This window comes from Actinoplanes sp. NPDC023714 (genome assembly GCF_040639855.1).
Lineage (GTDB): Bacteria > Actinomycetota > Actinomycetes > Mycobacteriales > Micromonosporaceae > Actinoplanes.
The window spans coordinates 393,049-413,193 of sequence record NZ_JBFAAR010000001.1; the positions used below are offsets into that span (position 1 = coordinate 393,049).

The window sequence follows — 20,145 nt, forward strand, 5'->3', positions numbered from 1 at the left end:
CCGTCGGTACCGCCCCATTACCCGTTGCGCTCATGAGTCAGCATTGGGTACATGGCCTATCCAGAGAAGCTTGCGAAGTGGTGGTCGCGGGTGGCCGCCGCCGTGACCGGCGCGGTGCTCACCCTGGTCGTCCCGGCTCATGCGTGGGCGGCGAGCAACGGCGTGGCGGACCTGGCGGTCGAGGCGGCCCGGCGCAGGTCACGAGGCGGATTCGGGTTCATCGGCTTCGGGCTGCTCTGCTGCCTCTTCGTCGTGGGCGGCGTCATATTGGCGATAGTGTTGATTTCGCGGAACCGCAGGCGTCGCTGACCCGTCCCGCCCTAGCGTTGAATCTATGCGTTCTCGGGGCGGTTCGTTGCTGGCTGGTGGGATTGTCGCGGTGCTTCTCGTGCCGCCGGCCGTCGGGCTGGCCGCGGCGGGCGGCGCCGATGTGCTGATCTCCCAGGGCCGCCCGGCCGTGGCCTCCTCGGCCGCGTCGGTGTCCTGGGCGGGCACGGCGGCCGCCGACGGCGACGGCCGGACCCGCTGGACGAGCGCGGCCGGGCCCGGGACGCAGTGGGTCCAGATCGACCTGGGCGCCGCCCAGGAGGTCCATCGTGTGCACCTGAGCTGGGCGAAGGTCTATGCGAAGGCGTACCGCCTGCAGATCTCGGCGAACGGTTCGGTGTGGACCGACCTGTTCCGCGCCGAGCGGTCCGACGGCGGCGCCGACGACGTGCGCGGGCTGCACGGCTCGGGGCGCTATCTGCGCCTGCTCGCCACCCGGCGCTCGGTCGAGTCGGGTGGCTATTCGCTGTGGGAGATGCGGGCGTACGGCCCGGGCCCGTCGGGGCCGGTCGCGGAGAGCGGGCGGGTGCCCTCCGCCGCGGTTCCGGCCGCGGCCGCCGACCTGACCGCCGCGCCGAAGAAGGAGACCGCCCTCGAGCTGGTCGCCAGCGCGGAGAACTCGACCCTCGACTGGCGGTCCTCGTACGGATACATCGAGGACATCGGCGACGGGCGGGGTTACACCGGTGGGCTCGTCGGTTTCACGTCCGGCACCTCGGACATGCTCGGCGTGGTGGCCGAGTACGCCCGCCGCAAGCCGTCGAACGGCCTGGCCCGCTACCTGCCGGCGCTGCGGAGGGTGGACGGCACCGACTCGCACGCCGGGCTCGGCGCCGGCTTCACGAGAGCGTGGAAGGCGGCCGCCGCCGACCCGGTCTTCCGGAGGGTCCAGGAGGACGCCCGGGACCGGATCTACTTCGACCCGGCCGTCCGGCTCGCGAAGTCCGACGGGCTGCGGGCGCTGGGTCAGTTCGCGTACTACGACGCCGCGGTCATGCACGGCCCGGAGGGGCTGAGGGAGATCCGGGACCGGGCGGCTGCTGCCGCCCGGACCCCGGGCCGGGGTGGCGACGAGATCGCCTACCTCACGGCGTTCCTGAACGCCCGGTCCGCCGAGATGCGCACCGAGGCCGCGCACAGCGACACCAGCCGCGTGGAGACCGCGCAGCGGGTGTTCCTGCGATCCGGCAACCTGGACCTCACCACCCCGCTGACCTGGAAGGTCTACGGGGACGACTATCGGTCCTAGGCCCTCGTCCACTTCTGGTTGGCGGTGCCGCCGCAGTCCCAGAGCTGGAGCTGGGCGCCGTTCGCGCTGTTCCACTCCCGGATGTCGACGCACCGGTTCGCCGAGACGTTGACCAGGTCACCGGCGGCCGACAGGGTGAACCGCTGCACCGGGTTGCCGTTGCAGGTGACCAGCTGGATCGGGGTGCCGTTGGCGAGCGCGCCGCCGGCCGGGTCCATGCACTTGCCGAGCGCGCGCAGGGTGCCGTCGGCGTTGGACGTCCAGCGCTGGGCCGTGCTGCCGTTGCAGTCCCACATCTGCAGGCGGGTGCCGTCGGCGCTGTTGCCGTTCGGGATGTCGATGCAGCGGCCGTTGAAGTTGCTCTTCAGCGCCGAGCCGGTGGCCGGCGGCGGGGTGCTGCCCTCGTTCCAGGCCGAGACCCGGACGTAGTCGACCAGCATGGTCTGCGGGAAGGACGTGCTCGCGTCCGGGCTGCCCGGCCAGTTGCCGCCGACCGCCACGTTCAGGATCAGGAAGAACGGGTGGTCGAAGACCCACTGACGGCCGCCGAGCGTGGCCGGGGTGACGCGGTGGTACTCGACGCCGTCGAGGAACCAGACGATCAGGTTGGGAGACCATTCCACCGCGTACGAGTGGTACGCGTCGCCGAGCGGGGCGCCGAGGGTGCGGCTGCCGCTGATGGCGCTGCCGCCGGAGTAGCCGGGGCCGTGGACGGTGCCGTAGACCTTGTTCGGCTCCTTGCCGACGTTCTCCATGATGTCGATCTCGCCGGACTGCGGCCAGCCGACGCTGCCGAGGTTGTCGCCGAGCATCCAGAACGCCGGCCAGATGCCCTGGCCCTTCGGGATCTTGATGCTCGCCTCGAAGCGCCCGTACTTCTGGGTGAACTTGCCGGAGGTCAGGATCCGGCCGGAGGTGTACTGGCACGTGCCGTACCAGCACTGGAAATTGGACGGGTTCTCCTTGCGCGCGGTGATCGCGAGGTGGCCGGCGCCGTCCTGCCGGACGTTGTTCGTCGAGTTCGTGTAGTACTGCAGCTCGCTGTTGCCGAAGCCGCCGCCGCCGGTGTCGAAGTTCCACTTCGAGCCGTCCACCGGCGCGCCGGCCGCGCCGTTGAACTCGTCGGACCAGGTGACCGGGCCGATCGCGGCCTCGGCGGTGTCGCCTTGCGACGCCAGGGTCAGCGCGCCGGCCAGGGTGGTCGCTACCACGGCCACGCTGAGCAGGGTTCTCAACTTACGCATGGGGGATCCTCCGGGGAGAGGGAAGGCCGTTACTCCAAACAGTCTTTAGAGATTGACTGTCACCGGTCAATGGAGACGGGTTCCGGAACCACCGGATAACGAAAACGTCAGATTTTCTGAAAAAGGGCCGGAACCAGGCTCGGCTGCCACCCCGGCAGCGACGTGTGCCGCTCGCGGACCCGGTAGGTGCCACCCTTGTACGAGACGTACCGGCCGGCCTCGTACGTCGTGAACTTCTTCCACGGCGTGCTCTTCACCGGGACCTCGACGGTGACCCGCACCGCGTCGACCACCATGGCGGGCGCCCGGCGGCCACTCGAGTTCAGGTTCAGGACCAGGAAGAACGGCGCGCCGCTCACGGCCCGGGTGAAGCGGATGACCTCGGTGCCGTCCACCGACCAGACCATCGCGGAGGGCGTCCAGTCGATCGCGTAGGTGTGGAACTCGTCGTCGTCCACGCCGTCGTCGGCGAGCACCTCGACCCGTCCGGCCGGGATCTGCCCGGTCTCGTCGAGGACGCCCAGCGCACGCCACGCGCCGGACGTACGCCGGAGTCTGATCTTCGCCTCGGCGTGCCCGGACTTCTGGGTGAAGGTGGCGGCGCTCCGCATCGGGTCGTCGAGCGCGAGCAGGCCGGCGCCGTCGAGCCAGGCCTCCGGGACCGGCGACCACTTGGCGGCGTCCGGCGCGGCGCCGCGGTCCCCGTCGAAGGCGTCGTCGAAGACGATGCGCGTCACCGTCGCGTCGGCGCGGGCCGGCGCGGACGCGGCCAGGCCGGAGACGAGCACTGCGGCCGCCGTGAGCGACCGCAGCAGACGCGCGCACTTCATCGAAGACTCCCACCCCTTGATCACTCGCGCGTGCACAATGCGCGCTTGGGAGCGCTTTCAGCAAGGGTTGGAGGCAAAAAACTCAGTCGTAGTCGGGAGCGCGGGTCTCGTGCATGGCCAGCTCCTCGGCGCTGGCGCCGCCGCCGGCCGCGCCCGCGTCGTAGGCGACGCTGTCCGGCTCGTCGTCCCAGCCGGAACCCTCGTCCGGGGCGACCAGGCGGCCGACCGGCTCCGGGCTCTCCTCGTCGAGCTGGCCGTCGTCGTAGAGCGAGACCGGCGAGTCCGGGTCCGAGGTGGGCCCGGGCTCCCAGACGTCCCGGTCGAACGCCCGCTGCTCGGGGTCGTCGACGGTCTCGTCGAAGAGGTTGCGCTCCGGCTTGATCTGTTCCCGCTCGGCGCCGACGTCCGGCACCTCCTGGCGCAGACGCTGGTCCAGCGACTCACCCTGGAGCTGCTCCTCCGCGGTGTCGCCGAACCGGTTCGACCCGCCGGGCCCGACGCCGGCCAGCGCGGCGGGATCCGCTCCGTCGGCCCACCGGGGGCTGTTCACCTCGTCGTACGCGGTGGAGTCGTCATCGGCGGTGTCCGGTAGTCCCGAGGCCTCCGGGTCGCTGACCTCGGCCGGGTAGTCGTTGTCTCGCATGTCCGCAATCTACCCACGGATCGGAGGGCTCATTCCGCTGTGCCGCCGCTATCCGGCTCGAGCTGCGCCCACACCACCTTGCCGCCGCTCAGAGCGAGGTGACCCCACCGGGACGAGACCGTGTCGATCAAGAGAAGACCGCGGCCACCGTACGACGTGGGGGCGACCGGCCCGGTGAACCGCGGGACCACGGGGGAGCCGTCGCGCACCGCCACGCTCATCGTGTCGCCGTGCAGGGCCAGCAGGAACCGCATCGGCGTCCGGGCGTGCGCCACCACGTTGTTCACCAGCTCGGTCGCCACGATGCAGGCGCTCCCGGTGAGCGCCGGCCGGTTCCACCGCCCGCACGCCTCGGTGATCATCTCGCGGGACCGGCGGGCCGCGCCCACCTCCGGCTCCAGGTCGAGGCTGAGGCGGTGGTACTGCCCGTCCGGGTCGCCCAGCGCCGCGAACGCCTCGCCCGGGTCCGGCCAGACCGGCCAGCCGCTCGGCTGCCAGACGGCCGCGTCGGTGGTCCCGCTGAGCGCGAGGTGCGAGCCGGGCCAGTCGCGGGTCTCGTCGAGGACCTCGCGCAGCATCCCGACCGCGCCGGCGTGCGGCGCCTCGACGCCCGCCACGTCCACGACCATCGCCTCGGGCTGGTTCGCCAGCTCGTCGAGCAGGGTGGACCGGGCCGACGCGACGGTGTCGTCATCGAGCACCCCGGTCAGCCGGACCAGGGGATAGGCCTGGTCACGGTCCACCGGGTGACGAACCTCGCTCGGCATGATCGCTCCATTGTGCATAACGCGTCCCCTCCTCGCATTTCGGCGTGAGGATCGGCCGTCACCGGAGATTGCTGGGTACCCCGCCCCGCGGGTCTCATGCCACCGGGACGTCAACTCCGGCGGGCGAGGGCGGTGAGGACGCTCTCGTGCAGCAGGCCGTTCGTGCCGACCACCGAGCTCTTGTCGGCCGTCGGGCGCCCGTCCAGGTCGGTCACCTTGCCGCCGGCCTCGGTGATGATCGGGATCAGCGCCGCCATGTCCCAGAGCGAGAGCTCCGGCTCGGCCATCGCGTCCAGGGCGCCCTCGGCCAGCAGCATGTATCCGTAGAAGTCGCCGTAGGCCCGGCTGCGCCACACCCCGAGCAGGATGTCGAGCAGGGCGTCCAGCCTGCCGTTGCCGGCCCACCCGTTGAGGCTGGCGTAGCAGAAGCTCGCGTCGGTCAGCCGGCGCACCGAGGAGACGCTGATCCGGGTCGCGGCGTGCTGGTGCTTGCCCGCGAACGCGCCCAGGCCGCGCGCCGCCCACCAGCGCCGGCCCAGCGCCGGGGCGGAGACCAGGCCGACCACCGGGGTGTCGCCCTCCATCAGCGCGATCAGGGTGGCCCAGATCGGCACGCCGCGCACGAAGTTCTTCGTCCCGTCGATCGGGTCGATCACCCAGTACCGGCTGCCCGGCCCGGCGGCCGCCACCGACCTGCCGAACTCCTCGCCGAGCACGCCGTCCCGCGGGCGCGCCCGGGCCAGCGTGGACCGGATCGCCTTCTCCACCGCGGTGTCCGCGTCGGTCACCGGCGTGAGGTCCGGCTTGGCCTCGACGTGCAGATCCAGCGCCCGGAACCGGGCCGTCGAGACGGCGTCGGCCGTGTCGGCGAGCAGATGGGCAAGCGCGAGATCGTCCGCATATCCGGCCATGGTGAGAAGTTAGTCCATGAGGAGCCGCGATCTAGGTGGTGGATCCCTCTTCGTTCCGCGCGTCCAGCTCACCGGCCCGCGAGGCCAGGAGCCTTCGGTACGAGGCCAGGCGCCGGGCGTCGGCCTTCCCCTCGGCGACCCACGCGTCCAGCCGGCAGTCGCCGTCGGCCGCCGTGTGCCCGCAGTTCGGCTGGTCCTCGAGGGTGCCCTCGACCAGGTCGGGGAATCCGTGCAGCAGGCTCTCGGCGCTCACGTGGGCCAGGCCGAAGCTGCGGATGCCGGGCGTGTCGACGATCCAGCCCGGATCCTTCTTCGACTTGCCGACCGGGGGCAGCCGGAGGGCCACCGCGCTGGTCGAGGTGTGCCGGCCCTTGCCGACCGCGCTCACCGCGCCGACCGCCCGCAGCGCGTCCGGGACCAGCCGGTTCACCAGCGTGGACTTGCCCACCCCGGAGTGGCCGACCAGGACCGAGATCCGGCTCGCCAGCCGCCCGCGCAGCTCGTCGAGGTCGCTGCCGGGCTTGACCAGCACATAGGGCAGGTCGAGCTCGGCGTAGTAGTCGAGCACCTGCTCGGGACCGGCCAGGTCGGCCTTGGTGAGGCAGAGCAGCGGCTCGACGTCGGCGTCGTACGCCGCGACGAGGCACCGGTCGATGAACCCGGTCCGCGGCGGCGGGTCGCTCAGCGCGCTCACGATCACGAGCTGGTCGGCGTTCGCCACGACGACCCGCTCGAGACGGCCCTCGGGCGTCGTGTCGTCGTCGTCGGCGGTCCGGCGCAGCACCGACGTGCGCTCGCCGATCCGCACGATCCGGGCCAGCGCGCCGGGCGCCCCGGACACGTCGCCGACCAGCGACACCCGGTCGCCGACCACCACCGACTTGCGGCCCAGCTCGCGGGCGCGCATCGCGGTGATCACCTCGAAGCCGCCCGCGGCGCCCCTCGTCCCGCTCTTCGTCTCTCCGGTGTCCTCGAGGACGCAGCCGTACCGGCCGCGGTCGACGGTGATCACCAGGGCGTCGACCGCGTCGTCGTGTTTCGGCCGGGTCCGGGTACGCGGGCGCGACGAGCGCCCCGGCCGGACCCGGACGTCGTCCTCGTCGTACTCCCGCTTCCGCGCTGGCAGATCTAGCTCCTCGCCACGAGTCCCGCCCAGAGTTCGGGGAACTCGGGCAACGTCTTCGAGGTACAACCTACGTCGGCCAGTTGAATGCCCGGCACGGCCAGCCCGATAACCGCCGCGGCGTGTGCCATCCGGTGGTCCGCGTACGTCTCGAAGGTCGTCCCGGACAGCGGCCGGGGCTCGATGCGCAACCCGTCCGGAAACTCGGTCACCCCGGCGCCGGCCTTGCCGAGCTCGGTGGCGAGCGCCGCGATCCGGTCGGTCTCGTGCCCGCGGATGTGCGCGACGCCGCGCAGCTCCGAGGTGCCCTCGGCGAGCGCCGCGAGCGCCGCGATCACCGGGGTCAGCTCGCTCACCTCGGAGAGGTCGGCGGTGATCCCGCGCAGCGTGCCGGTGCCCCGCACGGTGAGCCCGGCCTCGGAGCGGGTCGCCTCCGCGCCCAGCGCGGTGAAGAGCTCGATCACCCGCTCGACCGGCTGCCAGCTGTCCGCGGGCCAGCCGGCCAGGGTCACCTCGCCGCCGGTGACCGCCGCCGCCGCGAAGAACGGCGCCGCCCCGGACAGGTCCGGCTCGATCGTCCAGGTCCGCCCGCGCAGCACACCGGGCTCGACCGTCCACACGTCGGGCACCGACTCGTCGACGCCGGCGCCCGCGGCGCGCAGCATGTGCGTGGTCATCCGCAGGTGCGGCGCGGACGGCACCGGCGGGCCCTCGTGGCGCAGGGTGAGGCCCTTGGTGAACCGGGGCGCGGAGAGCAGCAGGCCGGAGACGAACTGGCTGGACCCGGACGCGTCGATGACCGCCTCGCCCCCCTCGACCAGGCCGGTGCCGCTCACGGTGAGCGGCAGGCCGCCGGCCGGCGACGCCTCGATCGTGACGCCGAGTGAGCGCAGCGCCTCGACGATCGGCTTCAGCGGCCGGTTGCGGGCGTGCGGGTCGCCGTCGAACTCGACGGCGCCCTCGGCGAGCGCGGCGGCCGGCGGCAGGAACCGCATGATCGTGCCGGCCAGGCCGACGTCGACCCGGGCCGGACCCCGCAGCGGGCCGGGCTCGACGGTCCACCGGTCGTCCGCGCCGGTGTCCACGCCGACGCCGAGCGCGCGCAGGCCGGCCGCCATCAGCACGGTGTCGCGGGCGCGCAGCGGCGCCTCGATCACCGAGGGGCCGTCGGCGAGCGCCGAGATGATCAGGGCGCGGGCGGTCATCGACTTCGAGCCGGGCAGCCGCACGGTCGCCGTGACCGGGCCGGAAGCGGACGGGGCGAGCCAGGGGCGGGGTTCAGCAGTCACAGGGCCATTCTGCCGCCGCCCGGTCCGGATGCCCGCCGGAGTTCCCGTCGCCTGGGACGGCGTCACCGTCACGGTGGACGAAAGCCGCGGCCGGCCGCTCGCGAACCGCCCGCGCATTCCACCGGACAGGGCGGATTCCCCGACGCTTTCCTTTACCTATGGCGGGTCTGCCCGCGCATTCCGTGGGAGCGCGCCCACGCCATTCGGAGTTCCGCCCCCGGAGGGTTCCGGAGCTCCGGGGCGGACGCCGGGGCCCGCCGCGCAGTACCGTGCATGTCCATGTGCGGCCGATACGCGACCACCCGGAGCAACGCCGACCTCAGCACCTTCTTCGAGGCCGCCGATGTCGCCGAGCCGTTGCGGGCCAGCTGGAACGTCGCTCCCACCGACCCGGTTCCGCTGATCCGCACGTCGAAGTCGCACGAGGGCCGGGTGCTCGACGCGGCGCGCTGGGGCCTGGTGCCGCCGTGGGCGCCCGACCTGCGCGGCGGCGCCCGGATGATCAACGCGCGGGCCGAGACGGTGGCCACGCTGAAGTCGTTCGCCCCGTCGTTCGCGAAGCGCCGCTGCCTGGTGCCGGCCGACGGCTGGTTCGAGTGGGTCCGGGACGGCAAGCAGAAGCAGGCGTTCTACATGACGCCGAAGGACGGCCGGCCGCTCGCCTTCGCCGGCATCTGGTCGGCCTGGGGCCCGGAGTCGGTGCTCACCACCAGCGTGATCACCACGGCGGCGCGCGGCGGCCTGGAGAGGGTGCACGACCGGATGCCGCTGATCCTGCCGGCCGACCGGTGGGACGACTGGCTGGCCGGCGGCGGCGATCCGGAGCCGCTGCTGCGCCCGCTCTCCGACCGCGATCTGGCGGGCATCGAAGTGCGTGCCGTCGGACCCGAGGTCGGCAATGTCCGCAACAATGGCCCGGAGTTGCTGGAACCCCGCGCCGAGGTGACGCTTTTCTGAACAGAACGAGATCAACGTTCTTCTTTGTCGGATTATGCGCCCATTCTGAATCAACAACTTTGTTTCAAGATAGATCACCCCCTTGTTCTGATCTTGTACGGTGCGGTACAAACCAGCGCCGGAGTGGTGCCGATCCGTAAGGTGCGGGCCGGCCGCCACAGCACTTCCGGTCCCACGGGGGAGGTGGGCTGATGACACGAGCACGCATGCCGCGTCCGCACGAGGTGGCCATCGCGCGACGCGACCCGCGGCTGCTCGAGGCGATCGCGCAACGGCGGACCGACGAGGCCTGGCGGACACGAGGCGCCTGCCGCAGCGTCGACCCGGAGACGTTCTTTCCGGCGCCCAACGAACCGTCCGGCGGCGCCGTCGCGCTCTGCGGCACCTGCGACGTCCAGGGTCCATGCCTGGCCTGGGCGCTGCAGGTCGGCGACTGCCACGGCGTCTGGGGCGGCACCACGCCGCGCGAGCGGCGGGCCATGCTGGTGGCCTGGCGCGAGCGGGTCACGGCGGAGGGCGACCTGGTCGAGGACGGCTCGGACGACGACGATCGCCGGTTGCTGACTCTGATCCCGATCAGTCGCTGATACAACGGAGCTCGTGCCCAGTGCCACGGAGCCGAGCGAAGAAGAACTGACGATCGAGACCCCACGCGGCCCCGCCGCCGCGCGGGTCACCGCCATGCCCGGTCCGGCGGTGAGTCTGCTCCTGCTCGGCCACGGCGCCGGGGGAGGGGTGGACGCGCCGGACCTCATCGCGGTGCGCGACGCGGCGGTGGCGGCCGGCGTGCGGGTCGCCCTGGTCACCCAGCCCTACCGGGTGGCCGGACGCCGTGCGCCCGCGCCCGCCGGGCAACTCGACGAGGCCTGGTCGGCCGTGGCGCGTGCTCTGCACGTACCCGGAACGCCCTTGATCCTGGGAGGGCGCTCCAGCGGAGCGCGCGTCGCGTGCCGGACCGCAACCACCCTCGGCGCCGCGGGTGTTCTCGCGCTGGCGTTCCCGCTGCACCCGCCGGGCCGGCCGGAGAAGAGCCGGGCCGGTGAGCTGCCGCGCGATCTGCCGACGCTGGTGATCAACGGTGACCGGGATCCGTTCGGCGTCCCGGAGCCGGCCGGCGCGGTCGAGGTGCGGGTGCGCCCGGGCGCGGTCCACGATCTGCGCAAGGACGTGGCCGGGACCGCCGCGATCGCGGCCGAGTGGCTGCGGTCGCACGGCTGGGCCCGGCAGGCACGGAATGGCGGATCCCCCTCCGGCGTTACACAGACGCATGCCTGAACGTCGGAAGGGGAGTCGTAGTGGGTGCCGGTACCGAGTTCGTCCAGCGTGACGACCGGAAGGCGACCCGGGTTCGGAGCCTGTTGAGCTCTCCCGAGTGGCCCGCGGTCGAGGGGTCGTCGGTGAGCGTCAGCACACCGGCGGTTTTCGAAGGCGTTACAGGGGCACTACCCGTATCCTCGGCGGGGCGGTCGAGGGGGGAGTCCAGGGTGGCCCAGAAGGAGAAGACCGACGAGCGACGTCAGCGCTTCGAGCGCGACGCGCTTCCGTTCGTCGACCAGTTGTACGCCGCCGGACTGCGGATGACCCGCAACCCGGCCGACGCCGAAGACCTGGTGCAGGAGACGTTCCTCAAGGCGTTCTCCGCGTTCCACCAGTTCGAGGAGGGCACGAACCTCAAGGCGTGGCTCTACCGGATCCTGACGAACACCTACATCAACTCGTACCGGCGCAAGCAGCGGCAGCCGGTGCAGGCGCCGACCGAGGAGATCACCGACTGGCAGCTCGCGTCGAGCGAGTCGCACACGTCGCAGGGTCTGCGGTCGGCCGAGACCGAGGCGCTGGACCGGCTTCCGGACAGCGACATCAAGGAAGCGCTGCAGTCTCTGCCGGAGGATTTCCGGCTCGCGGTGTACCTGGCTGACGTCGAGGGCTTCTCCTACAAGGAGATCGCCGACATCATGGGCACGCCGATCGGCACGGTCATGTCCCGTCTGCACCGCGGGCGGCGCAACCTGCGCAACCTGCTGGAGGAGTACGCCTCCGAGCGGGGCATCACCCGTGCCACGACGTCCGAACCGCAGGGGGCCTGACACCGATGTCGACCGACGACAACGAGACCGATTGCAGCCTCGTCCTCAGCGAGGTCTACCTCTATCTCGACCTGGAGTGCAGCGAGGAGCGCCGGCTGCTGATCCGGAAGCACCTGGACGAGTGCACCGCGTGCATCCGGGAGTTCGGGATCGAGACCGAGGTGAAGGCCCTGGTCGGCCGCTGCTGCGGTGACGAGCGCGCGCCGAGCGAGCTACGCGATCGGCTGCGCCAGAAACTCGATCAGCTCGAAGTGCAGAGCTGACCCACATGCGAAAAGGCCCGGCGGATGCCGGGCCTTCTTCGTGTCAGCTGTTGGGGCGCTTGCCGTGGTTCGCGCCGCTCTTCTTCCGAGCCTTCTTCTTACGGGCCTTCTTCGCCATGGCGGGACTCCCTGGTTCGTGGTGCTTTCTCGCTGCCGATCGTAATGGGCCGCTCCGACGTGCCGGGACGTGCCCGGCGCCCATCCGTGATTTGATGGCGGTCACCTGAACAGACGTTCAAGCAGAAGGGCGATCCCCTCATGGCGGACGAGATCCGGGCCGAGATGGTGGCCAACGTGTGGAAGGTCGTGGCCAGTGTCGGCGACGCCGTCGAGGACGGCGACACCCTGGTGATCCTGGAGTCGATGAAGATGGAGATCCCGGTGATCGCCGAGTCGGACGGGACGGTGGCGAAGCTCGCGGTGAACGAGGGCGACGTGGTCCAGGAGGGCGACCTGATCGCCGTCATCGAGGGTTAGAGCCCCGCTTCGGGGTGAACCGCCGCCACACGATCCGGCCGCGCTGGCGCGGGACGGCCGGCACCCGGATCGTGGCGGCGGCCAGTTCCCGGGTCGGCCGGTCCAGGCCGGGCGCCGCGAGCGCCAGCTCGGCCACCGCGCGGGCGGACGGGCCGGACGCCGTCTCGTTGAGCCGGCCGGCCACCACGGCCGCCACGTCGGCCCGCGCCTCCGGGTCCACCCAGGCATAGGTGATGAGCGCGAAGAGCGCCGCCTGGGTCACCCGGTCGAGATCGCCGTCGAGCAGGCCGAGCAGCAGGCGCCGGCGGCTGGAGTCGAGCCAGGGCTCCTCCGAGCCGTGGTGCAGCAGGCCGAGGCAGGCCCACACCTCGAGGCCGGTGGGCTGGCGGGCCTCGGTGACCGACGGGTGGGCCAGCAGGGCGAGCAGCTCCCACGGCTCGACGAGCACGAGACCGAGCGCCCGGTCGTACGCCGCCGGCGGGTGGGCCCAGCTCGTGGTCGCCACCCGGAGCAGCCGGCGGACCGCGTCGGCGGACGGCTCGGCGTTGACCGGGGCGCGTCCCGGCGGCAGCGGCGCGCCGGCCGGCATGCCACCCAGCCAGGGCGTCTCCCGGCAGCACTCCTCCAGGTCGGTGTGCTCGTGCGCGTCGTCCGGGTGGTCGCGGACGAAGTCGGCGAGCGCGACCAGGTGGGCCACGTCCCCGTCGGCGCGGTGGCGCAGCCGGTGCGCGGTGTGTACGACGCAGTCGAAGTCCGGGTCGCGCTCCAGGGCGAGCTCGGTCCAGCGCAGCGCCTCGTCGAGCCGGTCCAGGTCGGCCAGGGTCGCCGCGACGTCGGCGTAGACCGAGAGGTCGTCCGGGTCGTAGGCGACCGCGCGGCGCAGGGCGGCGAGCGCCTCGGGCATCCGGCCGGCGCTGCGGTACGCGTATCCGAGCCAGATCTCGCCCAGCTTGGACGGCTGCGCCTTGGCGCCGCGCGCCGCCCACTCGACGGCGAGGCGCACCTCGCCGAGCCGCCGGGCGAGCGCCGACCCGGCGCCGAGCAGCATGGCCTGCTCGCCGTGCGCGGCCACGGCGTTCCGGACCACGGTGAGGTAGGGCGCCAGCGCGGCGGAGGTCCCGGCCGGGGCCGGGTCGCCGACCGCGGTGCAGAGCCGCATGACCGTGCGCGCCAGCAGGCCGGGATCGATGCGCGTACCGAGCACCGGATCGCTCACCCAGGGCACGCCGGCCCACGCGAGGTCGGGGTGGCTGCCGCTGGCCTGCGCGAGGAGTGGCAGGCCGTCCTCGGGGCGCCCGGCCGCGGCGAGCAGGTGCGCGCGGGCCACCGCGCGGCCGACCGTCTCGTACGGCTCGGCGGGGTAGAGATCGAGCCCGCCGCCGGCGGTCGCGGCCAACCGGCTGAGCAGCTCGTGGATCTCGGGCATGGTGGGTGCGCAGGCGAGCGCGCCGGCGAGGTGACCGGCGGCGTCGGCCATGTCGCCACGGTCGAGGGCGTCGCGGGCGCTCGCGAGGTCGCGGTGGGCCGAGGGGGAATCCACGAGGAAAGACAGTAGGGGAACCGGGCCCGGATGTCAGTCCTCATGTTTGCGCACTTCTGCGCGAAACCTTGACCTAGTAAGCTTTTTCTTGCAAGACTGCGCATCGATTGCGCGGAAAATGGATGTCTGGGGAGGATCACGTGACACAGCGAGGCCACGGCATGGCGGCGGACATCGCGGAGCAACCGGCAGGTTTCGCCCGCCTCCTGGAGGAGGGCAACGCCGCCGCGATCGCCGGGGTGGCCGCCGAGATCGCCCGGCGGAAGCCGCGCAACGTGCTGTTCGTGGCGCGCGGCACCTCCGACCACGCGGCGCTCTACGGCGCCTACCTCACCGAGATCCGCCTCGGCCTGCCGGTCGCGAGCGCCTCGCCGAGCGCGATCACGCTCTACGGCGCCCGGCCCGACTTCACCGGCTCGCTGGTGATCGGCGTGAGCCAGAGCGGCGGCTCGGCCGACCTGACCGGCGTCCTCGGCGTGGCCCGGGAGAACGGCGCGCTCACCCTCGCCGTCACGAACGCCCCCGGCTCCCCGCTGGCGCAGGCCGCCGAGCTCTCCATCGACGTGGTGTCCGGCCACGAGCGCGCCGTCGCGGCCACCAAGACCTACACGGCCGAGCTGCTCGCCCTGCTCATGCTGATCGAGGGCGTGCGGGCCGGCGACGGACGGCTGCCGGCCGGCGAGCGGGCCGCCCTCGAGGAACTGCCCCGGCTGGCCGAGCAGGCGCTCGCCGACACCGCGGCGGAGAGCCTGGCGCAGCGCTACCGGTTCGCGTCCAGCCTGGTGACGACCGGGCGGGGGTACGCGTACCCGACCGCCCGCGAGGCCGCGCTGAAGCTCATGGAGACGTCGTACCTGCCGGCGCTCGCGTTCTCCGGCGCCGACCTGCTGCACGGCCCGCTCGCCATGGCCGACCCGGACGTGCCGGTGCTCGCGGTCGTCGGCGAGGGCCCCGGCGGCCGGTCGATGCGCGACGTGGTGACCCGGCTCGGCGAGCGCCGGGCCGACGTCGTCACGATCGGCGCGGCGGACGTGCCCGGCGCCTCGGCCCGGCTCGCCGTCCCGGCCGTCGACGAGCGGTACTCGCCGCTGCTCGACATCCTTCCCCTGCAGAAGCTGGCGCTCGCCCTGGCGCTGGCCCGCGGCGAGGACCCGGATGCCCCGCGCGGCCTCAAGAAGGTGACCACCACTCTCTAAGCTGGGTCCGTGTCCACCCTGCGCGACCTCGTCGAGGAACACACCAACCTCAGCCCCGCCGACATCGATCACCTGCACCGGCTGGCCGGTGACTGGCAGCTGCTCTCCGACCTCTCCTTCGCGGACCTGCTGCTCTGGGTGCCGATCAAGGGGGAGCCGCGGCAGCCCCGGGAGTTCCTCTGCGTCGCGCAGGTCCGGCCGGTCACCGCGCCGACGGCGTACCAGGACGACCAGGTCGGGAAGATCGTCGGCGGGCCGGAGGTGGCCCACCTCGACGTGGCGATCACGCAGGAGCGGATCTGGCGGGAGGGCGACCCGGTCTGGTACGGCGACACCCCGGCCCGGCACGAGGCCATCCCGGTCCGGCTGCGCGACGCCACCGACCTGGAGGAGGGGTACAGCGAGGTGATCGCGGTGATCGGCCGCGACACCAACCTGAGCACCGCCCGGACCCCGAGCCAGCTCGAGCTGAACTACCTGACCACGGCGGACGACCTGGCGCAGATGGTGGCCGACGGGACCTTCCCGCCGCCCCGGCACCCGGGCGAGACCACGTCGGCGCCGCGCGTCGGCGACGGGATCATCCGGCTCGACTCGTCCGGCAAGGTGACGTACGCGAGCCCGAACGCGCAGTCGGCGTACCGGCGGCTCGGGTTCAACTCGCACCTGGTCGGCGAGGAGCTGGCCAACCTGGCGAGCCGGCTCGCCGCCGACCCGCTGGAGGGCAACGACGCCTCCGAGCGCATCCTCGGCTCGCTGCGCGGCGAGTTCGCGCCCCGGATGGAGGTGGAGGCGCGCGGCGCCACGGTGCTGACCCGGGCGCTGCCGCTGCTCCCCGCCGGCGTGCCGATCGGCGCGCTCGTGCTGGTCCGCGACGTCACCGAGATCCGCCGCCGGGAACGCGCCCTGATGACCAAGGACGCGACCATCCGGGAGATCCACCACCGGGTGAAGAACAACCTGCAGACCGTCGCGGCGCTGCTGCGCCTCCAGGCCCGCCGGGTGGACGCGCCCGAGGCGCGGATGGCCCTCGAGGAGTCGGTGCGCCGGGTCGCCTCGATCGCGCTGGTGCACGAGACGCTGTCGATGTCGAGCGACGAGGCGGTCGAGTTCGACGGCATCGTCGACCGGGTCGCCACGGCCGCCACCGAGGTGGCCGCCACCAGCTTCCCGGTACGGATGCGCCGCGAGGGCACGTTCGGCGTGCTGCCCGCCGAGATCGCCACCTCGCTCGTCATGGTGCTGAACGAGCTGCTGATCAACGCGGTCGAGCACGGCTTCCCGGCGCCCGACGACGACCCGGCGCCACCCGCGCCGGACCAGGCCGGCGAGGTCGTGGTCTCCGCCCACCGGTTCCGCAAGCAGCTGCACGTCACCGTCGCCGACAACGGCAAGGGGCTGCCGGACGGCTTCAAGTTCGAGGGCGGCAACCGGCTCGGCCTGCAGATCGTGCGCGCCCTGGCGACCGGCGAGCTGCGCGGAAGCATCGAGCTGCGTAACCGTGCCGGCGGGGGCACCGAGGCGGTCCTGGTGGTCCCGCTCGCCAAGCGCTGACTTCGTAACAACTTGTTAGGGCTGTGTTACGCAGCACACTCCCGGAATCTGGACCGCACTGGCTCAGATTCGCCCGGCGTGAGACGCTAGCCGACATGACCGCTGCTCTGGACTGCCGCCTCGTGGCCCGCCGCCACGTGGACTACGGCCGCGTCCGCAGCGCCATGTGTCCGGCTTCCTGACGCCGCCCGCTCTTCATTCTCGGGTGCGCGACCGCCGGGCCCACTCCTGACACAGATGTCACGAGCCTCCTTCTGGGCCGTGGGCGGAGACGTGCGCCCACGAAACCCGGAGGGAAGCCGAGATGGCGCCCAGCAACACCCCCGCAACGCCGACCGCCCGGCCCCGCAAGGCCCGCGGCGAGGGTCAGTGGGCGCTCGGTCACCGTGAGCCGCTGAACCCGAACGAGCGCAGCAAGAAGGACGACAACCCGCTCAACGTCCGCGCCCGGATCGAGAACATCTACGCGCACGGCGGGTTCGCCTCGATCGACCCGGCCGACCTGCGCGGCCGGTTCCGCTGGTGGGGCCTCTACACCCAGCGCAAGGCCGGGATCGACGGCGGTCGCACCGCGGTGCTGGAGCCGGAGGAGCTCGAGGACGAGTTCTTCATGCTCCGCGTCCGGATCGACGGCGGCGCGCTGAACCTGGCCCAGCTGCGCACCATCGCGGAGATCTCCACCGAGTTCGGCCGGGACAGCGCCGACATCACCGACCGGCAGAACATCCAGCTGCACTGGATCCGGGTCGAGGACGTGCCGGAGATCTGGCGCCGGCTCGAGGCCGTCGGCCTGCAGACCACCGAGGCCTGCGGCGACTGCCCGCGCGTCGTGCTGGGCAGCCCGGTCGCCGGCGTCTCGGCCGACGAGGTCATCGACGCGACCCCGGCGATCGACGAGATCGTCAAGCGGTACGTCGGCGACACCCGCTACTCGAACCTGCCGCGCAAGTTCAAGTCCCAGGTCTCCTGGCTGCCGGACGGCCCCTACCAGGCGAACGACATCTCGTTCGTCGGCGTCGAGCACCCGGAGCACGGCCCCGGTTTCGACCTCTGGGTCGGCGGCGGCCTCTCCACCAACCCGCGCCTGGCCGAGCGGCTCGGCGTCTGGGTGCCGCTGGGCGAGATCCCGGACGTCTGGGAGGGCGTCGTCGGGATCTTCCGGGACTACGGGTACCGGCGCCTGCGGCACCGCGCCCGGCTCAAGTTCCTGCTCGCCGACTGGGGCGTCGCCAAGTTCCGCGAGGTGCTGGAGAAGGAATACCTCGGCCGCACGCTGCTGGACGGGCCGGCGCCGGAGCTCCCGGAGAAGCCGCTCGACCACATCGGCGTGCACAAGCAGGTCGACGGCCGGAACTACGTCGGCGCGGCGCCGGTCGTCGGACGGTCCTCCGGCACCCAGCTGAGCAGGCTCGCGGACCTCGTCGAGGCGCACGGCTCCGACCGGGTGCGGCTCACGGCGTACCAGAAGCTCCTGGTCCTCGACATCCCGGACGAGCAGGTCGAATCGCTGATCACGGCACTGCGGGGGATCGGGCTCGAAGCCCGGCCCTCGGCGTGGCGGCGGGGAACCATGGCCTGCACCGGCATCGAGTACTGCAAGCTCGCCATCGTCGAGACCAAGGCGCGCGGCGAGGAGCTGGTGGCCCGCCTGGAGAACCGGCTCGCCGAGTTCGACGCCGACATCTCGGTGCACATCAACGGCTGCCCGAACGCCTGCGCGCGGACCCAGGTCGCCGACATCGGCCTGAAGGGCCAGCTCGTCATGAACGCGCACGGCGAGCAGGTCGAGGGCTTCCAGATCCACCTCGGCGGGGCCCTCGGCATGGCCAAGGGCGAGACCGCCGGGTTCGGGCGCAAGGTGCGTGGCCTGAAGGCCACGGCCGAGGAGCTTCCCGCGTACGTGGAACGCATCGCGCGCCACTACCTGGACGGCCGCACCGACGGCGAGACGTTCGCCAACTGGGTGCTCCGGGCCGAAGAGGAGCTCCTGAAATGAGCGACGCCCGATCCGCCCCCCTGTACTGCCCCTACTGCGGTGACGAGGACCTCCGTCCCCACGAGGCTTCGCACGGCGCCTGGGAGTGCCGCTCCTGTGCGCGTGTTTTCTCGGTCAAGTTCATCGGGTTGTCGTCCAAGGGAGTGAATCGATGAGTCTCCTCAACGCCGCGTCTCTGAATCTGGTCGACCTCAGCGCTCCGGTCGAGTCCGGCCGCCGCACCCCGGACGAGCTCAAGGCGCTCGCTCTCGACGCCGCGCAGGCCCTGGAGGGCTCCAGCGCCGAGGAGATCGCCACGTGGGCGACCGACACGTTCGGCGCGCGGTTCTGCGTCACCAGCTCGATGGCCGACGCCGTCGTGGCGCACCTCTTCTCCCGGGTCTCGCCCGGGGTGGACGTCGTCTTCCTCGACACCGGCCTGCACTTCCCGGAGACCCTCAAGGTCCGGGACACCGTGGCCCGCACCATGAACGTGAACGTCCGCTCGATCCGCCCGCGCCTCACCGTCGGCCAGCAGGACGGCGAGTACGGCCCCCGGCTCTTCGCCCGCAGCCCCGACGAGTGCTGCTTCCTGCGCAAGGTGGAGCCGCTCGAGCGCGCCCTCGCCGAGTACGACTCCTGGGCCACCGGCCTGCGCCGCGACGAGTCGCCGACCCGCGCCAACACGCCGGTCGTGGCGTTCGACGCGAAGAAGGGCAAGGTCAAGGTCAACCCGATCGCGGCGTGGACCCAGGCCGACGTGGACCGCTACATCAGCCGCTGGAACGTGCCGGTCAACGAGCTGTTCAAGAAGGGCTACGGCTCGATCGGCTGCTGGCCGTGCACCCGGCGCACCAAGGCCGGCGAGGACCCGCGCGCCGGTCGCTGGGCGATGTTCGAGAAGACCGAATGCGGCCTGCACGTCTGATCCCCCGCACCCGTCCCGCCGTGGTTCTGGTGGCCCACGGCAGCCGGGACCCCCGGGCCGCGGTCGCCACCGAGGCGCTGGCCCGGGCGGTCGGCCGGGCCCGGCCCGAGTGGCTGGTCCGCGCCTCCTACCTCGATCACGACGGCCCGCGCCCGCTGGACGTGCTGGCCGCGGCGCCGGCGTCCCGGGCGATCCTGGTGCCGCTCCTCCTGACCAAGGCGTACCACGGCCGGGTCGACGTGCCGGCGGTGGTGCGCGAGGCGGCCGCGCTGCCCATCGGGGTGACCGCCACCGAGGTCCTCGGGCCGTCGTCGCCGCTGCTGCTCGGCGCGCTGCACCGCCGGCTGGCCGAGGCCTGTGACATCGGGTCCCTCGACGGCGTGGTGCTCGCGTCGGCCGGCACCCGGAACGAGGCCGCCCGCGCCACCGTGGCGGACGCCGCGGCGGCCCTGGGACGGCGCCTGGGGATCCCGGCGGCAGTCTCCTACGCCTCGGGCCCCGGCGCCCGCTCCGGCGAGGCGGTGGCCGCCCTGCGCGCGGCCGGCGCCGAGCGGATCGGGGTGGCTGGCTACTTCCTCGCGCCCGGCCTGCTCTACGACGCGGCGGCCGGGGCCGCCCTCGAGGCCGGCGCCGTGACGGTCGCCGAGCCGCTCGCCGACGCGCCCGAGCTGGTGCGGCTGGTGGCCGCCCGGGTGGCGTCGGTGCTGCCGGCCGCCCTCGCCGCCGCCGCCTGATCAGGCCCGGCCGTTCCCGACGCCTGATCCCGTCCGGCCGTTGCCCGATTC

Annotated in this window: 21 protein-coding genes; 13 read left to right on the top strand and 8 right to left on the bottom strand. The window is 72.6% G+C overall.

Features of this window, described 5'->3' with window-relative positions:
- The first annotated feature begins 51 nt into the window (after positions 1 to 51).
- Positions 52 to 309, top strand: coding sequence for a hypothetical protein (locus AB0G10_RS01985; RefSeq protein ID WP_360915057.1), 258 nt, complete (start codon positions 52 to 54; stop codon positions 307 to 309).
- Positions 310 to 379: 70 nt separating this feature from the next.
- Positions 380 to 1,576 carry a chitosanase gene (locus AB0G10_RS01990; RefSeq protein WP_360915060.1) on the top strand — a complete coding sequence of 399 codons (1,197 nt, stop codon included), beginning with the start codon at positions 380 to 382 and terminating at the stop codon, positions 1,574 to 1,576.
- On the opposite strand, the gene AB0G10_RS01995 is transcribed toward AB0G10_RS01990, so the two are convergent.
- From AB0G10_RS01995 to aroA, 7 genes are all read right to left on the bottom strand, one after another.
- Positions 1,573 to 2,820: a family 16 glycosylhydrolase gene (locus tag AB0G10_RS01995; RefSeq protein ID WP_360915063.1), complete on the bottom strand. Its 1,248-nt coding sequence runs from the start codon at positions 2,818 to 2,820 to the stop codon at positions 1,573 to 1,575. The genes AB0G10_RS01990 and AB0G10_RS01995 overlap by 4 nt on opposite strands.
- A 107-nt stretch (positions 2,821 to 2,927) precedes the next feature.
- Positions 2,928 to 3,650 (bottom strand): carbohydrate-binding protein, encoded by a 723-nt coding sequence (locus tag AB0G10_RS02000; protein ID WP_360915066.1) that lies wholly within the window; start codon positions 3,648 to 3,650, stop codon positions 2,928 to 2,930.
- Between the two features lie 82 nt (positions 3,651 to 3,732).
- Positions 3,733 to 4,293: a DUF5709 domain-containing protein gene (locus AB0G10_RS02005; RefSeq protein WP_360915069.1), complete on the bottom strand. Its 561-nt coding sequence runs from the start codon at positions 4,291 to 4,293 to the stop codon at positions 3,733 to 3,735.
- Between the two features lie 29 nt (positions 4,294 to 4,322).
- Positions 4,323 to 5,060, bottom strand: a complete 738-nt coding sequence (locus AB0G10_RS02010; protein WP_360915072.1) for an ATP-binding protein — start codon at positions 5,058 to 5,060, stop codon at positions 4,323 to 4,325.
- Positions 5,061 to 5,170: 110 nt separating this feature from the next.
- Positions 5,171 to 5,971 (bottom strand): histidinol-phosphatase, encoded by an 801-nt coding sequence (hisN, locus tag AB0G10_RS02015; protein WP_360915075.1) that lies wholly within the window; start codon positions 5,969 to 5,971, stop codon positions 5,171 to 5,173.
- A 31-nt stretch (positions 5,972 to 6,002) separates the two neighbouring features.
- Positions 6,003 to 7,097: a ribosome small subunit-dependent GTPase A gene (gene rsgA / locus AB0G10_RS02020; RefSeq protein ID WP_360917919.1), complete on the bottom strand. Its 1,095-nt coding sequence runs from the start codon at positions 7,095 to 7,097 to the stop codon at positions 6,003 to 6,005.
- 2 nt (positions 7,098 to 7,099) lie between these two features.
- On the bottom strand, positions 7,100 to 8,383 hold the full coding sequence (gene aroA / locus AB0G10_RS02025) for a 3-phosphoshikimate 1-carboxyvinyltransferase (protein ID WP_360915078.1): 1,284 nt from the start codon (positions 8,381 to 8,383) through the stop codon (positions 7,100 to 7,102).
- 279 nt (positions 8,384 to 8,662) lie between these two features.
- Between aroA and AB0G10_RS02030 the strand changes: the two genes are divergently transcribed.
- From AB0G10_RS02030 to AB0G10_RS02055, 6 genes are all read left to right on the top strand, one after another.
- Positions 8,663 to 9,340: an SOS response-associated peptidase gene (locus AB0G10_RS02030; protein WP_360915081.1), complete on the top strand. Its 678-nt coding sequence runs from the start codon at positions 8,663 to 8,665 to the stop codon at positions 9,338 to 9,340.
- Between the two features lie 191 nt (positions 9,341 to 9,531).
- Positions 9,532 to 9,927 (top strand): WhiB family transcriptional regulator, encoded by a 396-nt coding sequence (locus tag AB0G10_RS02035; protein ID WP_360915084.1) that lies wholly within the window; start codon positions 9,532 to 9,534, stop codon positions 9,925 to 9,927.
- A 94-nt stretch (positions 9,928 to 10,021) separates the two neighbouring features.
- On the top strand, positions 10,022 to 10,615 hold the full coding sequence (locus tag AB0G10_RS02040; RefSeq protein WP_360917920.1) for an alpha/beta family hydrolase: 594 nt from the start codon (positions 10,022 to 10,024) through the stop codon (positions 10,613 to 10,615).
- Positions 10,616 to 10,635: 20 nt separating this feature from the next.
- The gene (locus AB0G10_RS02045; RefSeq protein ID WP_360915087.1) at positions 10,636 to 11,427 is read left to right on the top strand and encodes a sigma-70 family RNA polymerase sigma factor; all 792 of its coding nucleotides are present in this window, start codon (positions 10,636 to 10,638) and stop codon (positions 11,425 to 11,427) included.
- A 5-nt stretch (positions 11,428 to 11,432) separates the two neighbouring features.
- The gene (gene rsrA, locus AB0G10_RS02050) at positions 11,433 to 11,690 is read left to right on the top strand and encodes a mycothiol system anti-sigma-R factor (RefSeq protein ID WP_360915090.1); all 258 of its coding nucleotides are present in this window, start codon (positions 11,433 to 11,435) and stop codon (positions 11,688 to 11,690) included.
- 258 nt (positions 11,691 to 11,948) lie between these two features.
- Positions 11,949 to 12,167 (top strand): biotin/lipoyl-binding carrier protein, encoded by a 219-nt coding sequence (locus tag AB0G10_RS02055; RefSeq protein ID WP_360915093.1) that lies wholly within the window; start codon positions 11,949 to 11,951, stop codon positions 12,165 to 12,167.
- Here the strand turns inward: AB0G10_RS02055 and AB0G10_RS02060 are convergent.
- Complete coding sequence (locus AB0G10_RS02060) at positions 12,154 to 13,644, bottom strand: tetratricopeptide repeat protein (protein ID WP_360917921.1); 1,491 nt, start codon at positions 13,642 to 13,644, stop codon at positions 12,154 to 12,156. The genes AB0G10_RS02055 and AB0G10_RS02060 overlap by 14 nt on opposite strands.
- Positions 13,645 to 13,868: 224 nt before the next feature.
- Between AB0G10_RS02060 and AB0G10_RS02065 the strand changes: the two genes are divergently transcribed.
- The 5 genes from AB0G10_RS02065 to AB0G10_RS02085 all read left to right on the top strand — a co-directional run bounded on the left by AB0G10_RS02065 (position 13,869) and on the right by AB0G10_RS02085 (position 20,094).
- Positions 13,869 to 14,903, top strand: coding sequence for an SIS domain-containing protein (locus AB0G10_RS02065; RefSeq protein ID WP_360917922.1), 1,035 nt, complete (start codon positions 13,869 to 13,871; stop codon positions 14,901 to 14,903).
- A 9-nt stretch (positions 14,904 to 14,912) separates the two neighbouring features.
- Positions 14,913 to 16,457: a histidine kinase N-terminal domain-containing protein gene (locus AB0G10_RS02070; protein WP_360915096.1), complete on the top strand. Its 1,545-nt coding sequence runs from the start codon at positions 14,913 to 14,915 to the stop codon at positions 16,455 to 16,457.
- Positions 16,458 to 16,761: 304 nt separating this feature from the next.
- A complete protein-coding gene (locus tag AB0G10_RS02075) occupies positions 16,762 to 18,453 on the top strand; it encodes a nitrite/sulfite reductase (RefSeq protein WP_360915099.1) in 1,692 nt (563 codons plus the stop codon).
- A gap of 151 nt (positions 18,454 to 18,604) precedes the next feature.
- On the top strand, positions 18,605 to 19,360 hold the full coding sequence (locus AB0G10_RS02080) for a phosphoadenylyl-sulfate reductase (protein WP_360915101.1): 756 nt from the start codon (positions 18,605 to 18,607) through the stop codon (positions 19,358 to 19,360).
- The gene (locus AB0G10_RS02085; RefSeq protein ID WP_360915104.1) at positions 19,342 to 20,094 is read left to right on the top strand and encodes a CbiX/SirB N-terminal domain-containing protein; all 753 of its coding nucleotides are present in this window, start codon (positions 19,342 to 19,344) and stop codon (positions 20,092 to 20,094) included. Before AB0G10_RS02080 ends, AB0G10_RS02085 begins: the two co-directional genes overlap by 19 nt.
- The last annotated feature ends 51 nt before the right edge of the window (positions 20,095 to 20,145 follow it).

Bases quoted from the DNA above. Each gene is read 5' to 3' on its own strand.
- AB0G10_RS01985 (WP_360915057.1), top strand. From the start codon at position 52: ATGGCCTATCCAGAGAAGCTTGCGAAGTGGTGGTCGCGGGTGGCCGCC.
- AB0G10_RS01995 (WP_360915063.1), bottom strand. From the start codon at position 2,820: ATGCGTAAGTTGAGAACCCTGCTCAGCGTGGCCGTGGTAGCGACCACC.
- AB0G10_RS02000 (WP_360915066.1), bottom strand. From the start codon at position 3,650: ATGAAGTGCGCGCGTCTGCTGCGGTCGCTCACGGCGGCCGCAGTGCTC.
- AB0G10_RS02005 (WP_360915069.1), bottom strand. From the start codon at position 4,293: ATGCGAGACAACGACTACCCGGCCGAGGTCAGCGACCCGGAGGCCTCG.
- AB0G10_RS02010 (WP_360915072.1), bottom strand. From the start codon at position 5,060: ATGCCGAGCGAGGTTCGTCACCCGGTGGACCGTGACCAGGCCTATCCC.
- hisN (WP_360915075.1), bottom strand. From the start codon at position 5,971: ATGGCCGGATATGCGGACGATCTCGCGCTTGCCCATCTGCTCGCCGAC.
- AB0G10_RS02030 (WP_360915081.1), top strand. From the start codon at position 8,663: ATGTGCGGCCGATACGCGACCACCCGGAGCAACGCCGACCTCAGCACC.
- AB0G10_RS02035 (WP_360915084.1), top strand. From the start codon at position 9,532: ATGACACGAGCACGCATGCCGCGTCCGCACGAGGTGGCCATCGCGCGA.
- AB0G10_RS02040 (WP_360917920.1), top strand. From the start codon at position 10,022: ATGCCCGGTCCGGCGGTGAGTCTGCTCCTGCTCGGCCACGGCGCCGGG.
- rsrA (WP_360915090.1), top strand. From the start codon at position 11,433: ATGTCGACCGACGACAACGAGACCGATTGCAGCCTCGTCCTCAGCGAG.
- AB0G10_RS02055 (WP_360915093.1), top strand. From the start codon at position 11,949: ATGGCGGACGAGATCCGGGCCGAGATGGTGGCCAACGTGTGGAAGGTC.
- AB0G10_RS02060 (WP_360917921.1), bottom strand. From the start codon at position 13,644: ATGGCCGACGCCGCCGGTCACCTCGCCGGCGCGCTCGCCTGCGCACCC.
- AB0G10_RS02065 (WP_360917922.1), top strand. From the start codon at position 13,869: ATGGCGGCGGACATCGCGGAGCAACCGGCAGGTTTCGCCCGCCTCCTG.
- AB0G10_RS02075 (WP_360915099.1), top strand. From the start codon at position 16,762: ATGGCGCCCAGCAACACCCCCGCAACGCCGACCGCCCGGCCCCGCAAG.
- AB0G10_RS02080 (WP_360915101.1), top strand. From the start codon at position 18,605: ATGAGTCTCCTCAACGCCGCGTCTCTGAATCTGGTCGACCTCAGCGCT.
- AB0G10_RS02085 (WP_360915104.1), top strand. From the start codon at position 19,342: ATGCGGCCTGCACGTCTGATCCCCCGCACCCGTCCCGCCGTGGTTCTG.